The following is a 2,420-nucleotide window of genomic DNA, read 5'->3' on the forward strand; positions in this document are numbered from 1 at the left end:
TAACGGACCTATGGAATCCTTCTGGGGAACTCTAAAATGCGAGAAGTATTATTTGCACACGTACCATACTTTTGAGGAGCTCGAAAAGGACATTGAGGCCTATATCCACTTTTACAATTACGAGCGATTACAAGCGAAATTAAACGGCCTCAGTCCGATAGAATTCAGGACCAAGGCCGCCTAACTGTTTTTATTTTTTATGCTGTCTACTTGACGGGGTGCAGTTCAAATTTATCGGCAGCCTGTTCAACTTAGCAGGTTTACTTAATACATTTGCATATTACTGGGTAGATTAGCCAGTGAGGTGAATTTTAAGTGAAACTAAGTCATGTCATACTAGCAATAAGCTTTCTTATTGGACAAACTCAAAACCATGAGGATACACGCGCACAGCTTTTACGTGTGTATACGGATTTACCCAAAGAATCAGGGTGGTGGGTTGTTCCAAAAGGTGTTAGTAAGATGACAATCCATGCCGAGGCCAAAAATACAGAAACCGTTCTATTTTGGTTAATCCCGACAGGGACGGAGACCTGGAGTGAAAGAGAACTCATTGGTTATGACAAAGATGGAAATGATGGATGGTCTGTAACATGGAAGTTCGGCAATCTCAGACTTCATGACCACATTCATGTTCAGGCGTTGGGAAGCGATAGTTATACACAATCTAATTCATCCATTAATATAACTACAAAAGAACCATAAAGGCATTACGCTCCCATGGAAGAACGCAATTACTTCCATAATCTGTGGTGTCGCGTGAGCGACATGGATGGCTAACGAGTACGTTAGTTCAATGAAGAGACTCTATACAAACGATGAAGGAGCTGCCGCGGCAGCTCCTTTGACATCTTCACAAAATTAGGGTTTTTGTACAGATGTACTGGTTACGGGCAGGATAGCGGAAATAGCGGTTTCGGAATCCGTTTTTATTTCGTTGTGTTCACGGGAAGAATAACTTAATACCTTCACTTATTTTAAGGAGTTGATGTTGTAATGGTTAAAGTAGAACAGGCAGAAAGTTATCTCAAGAATAAAATAGGTGATTCCAGTGATATAGCAAAGGTTTGGGATGAATTTAAATCGTTTGGAAAAGAACTAGTAGAAGGTGAAGATGAAATTGCTTTAAATTTTCAATGTGGGGTATATGACTTTACAGGTCAGGAGTTTTTTTACTTCGAATTTGTTAGACAATTTTCAATCTACGATGAGAACGAATATTCGCATATGGAACAACTTCATTGTCAATTTATTTTTGAACCAACGGAGGAATTAAGAAAACTGAAAACAGACGAATGGTATTTTGATTCTGAAGGCGATGTGGAGGATTTTTATGCTAAAACCGAAAATCTTGAGGAGTTCAAACTTCCAATGAAAGAGAAGCCAATTAGTTTCAGTGTATTTCAAGAAAAAGTATAAGATTTATTCCGCTAACGTGCCCATCTAGTTCAATCACATAAAGCACAATGTTGGTCCTTTTCCTTGATAAGCCGAATGACCTTATACAAACGAAGAAGGAGCTGCTGCGGCAGCTCTTTTTACATCTTCACAAAATAAGAAATTTTGTACATATATACTGATCGGCGTTAAGCTAACGGGCAGATTTGTATAATAGCAATCGAAAAGAAATCTAGCTGCCGCTTCATGCTATAATAGGTGCAGGTAAATTGTGTAACTTAGCCACCAAGGAGGTTATGTAATGGGAACAGGTAATCCGGTAACAATAACAGTGGAAACGATCGTTCATTCTCCCGTCGAAAGCGTGTGGAAATATTGGACAGATCCGAAGCATATCACGCAATGGAGTAAGGCTTCCGATGACTGGCACACGCCATACGCCGAGAATGATCTGAAGGTCGGCGGTAAATTCGTCTCGAGAATGGAAGCCAAAGACGGCAGCTTTGGATTTGATTTCGGCGGAGTATACGACGAGGTGAGCATTAACGAGAGCATCTCCTATACGATCGCCGACGGTAGAAAAGTGAAGATCGCGTTTATTCGCCAAGACAACGACACGCAAATCATCGAATCGTTCGAAGCGGAAGAGACCAACGCCGTCGAGATGCAGCAAGCCGGGTGGCAGGCGATTTTAGACAATTTCAAAAAATATGTGGAAACGTCTAAAGAAGAATAAGAAACTTTCGCAGCCTTAGAAGCGCATGCCGACATCGGCATGCGCTTTGCTATGTACGCCCAGCATGAGCGTCATCTCTACGGCGAAAGTTGCGATGGGGTACTGTCAAGCGCCTGCCATTAATCGAGAGCAAGGGTCTTGTATTGTTTCCCGGAATGAGGAGTATTGAGGGACGGGTACGATAGTTGAGCATCGAAGGGCTGCCGCGTGGCAGCCCTTTTCTCCGCTAAACTGTTAGTCTAAAACGAAACCAATAGGGGGCTTTGCATGTCTCCCCTTTACATGG

4 protein-coding genes are annotated in these 2,420 nt (G+C 42.1%); all 4 read left to right on the plus strand.

Annotated features, from left to right (window positions below; genetic code table 11):
• A partial coding sequence (locus ASG81_RS02795; RefSeq protein WP_155971141.1) for an IS3 family transposase occupies positions 1-184 on the plus strand: 184 nt, incomplete at its 5' end.
• A 131-nt stretch (positions 185-315) separates the two neighbouring features.
• The gene (locus ASG81_RS02800; RefSeq protein WP_235548709.1) at positions 316-705 is read left to right on the plus strand and encodes a hypothetical protein; all 390 of its coding nucleotides are present in this window, start codon (positions 316-318) and stop codon (positions 703-705) included.
• Between the two features lie 291 nt (positions 706-996).
• Positions 997-1,419, plus strand: a complete 423-nt coding sequence (locus ASG81_RS02805) for a hypothetical protein (protein ID WP_056628914.1) — start codon at positions 997-999, stop codon at positions 1,417-1,419.
• Positions 1,420-1,699: 280 nt separating this feature from the next.
• Positions 1,700-2,134 carry an SRPBCC family protein gene (locus ASG81_RS02810; protein WP_056628915.1) on the plus strand — a complete coding sequence of 145 codons (435 nt, stop codon included), beginning with the start codon at positions 1,700-1,702 and terminating at the stop codon, positions 2,132-2,134.
• Positions 2,135-2,420: the final 286 nt, after the last annotated feature.

The organism is Paenibacillus sp. Soil522, assembly GCF_001428245.1.
Taxonomy (GTDB): Bacteria; Bacillota; Bacilli; order Paenibacillales; family Paenibacillaceae; genus Pristimantibacillus.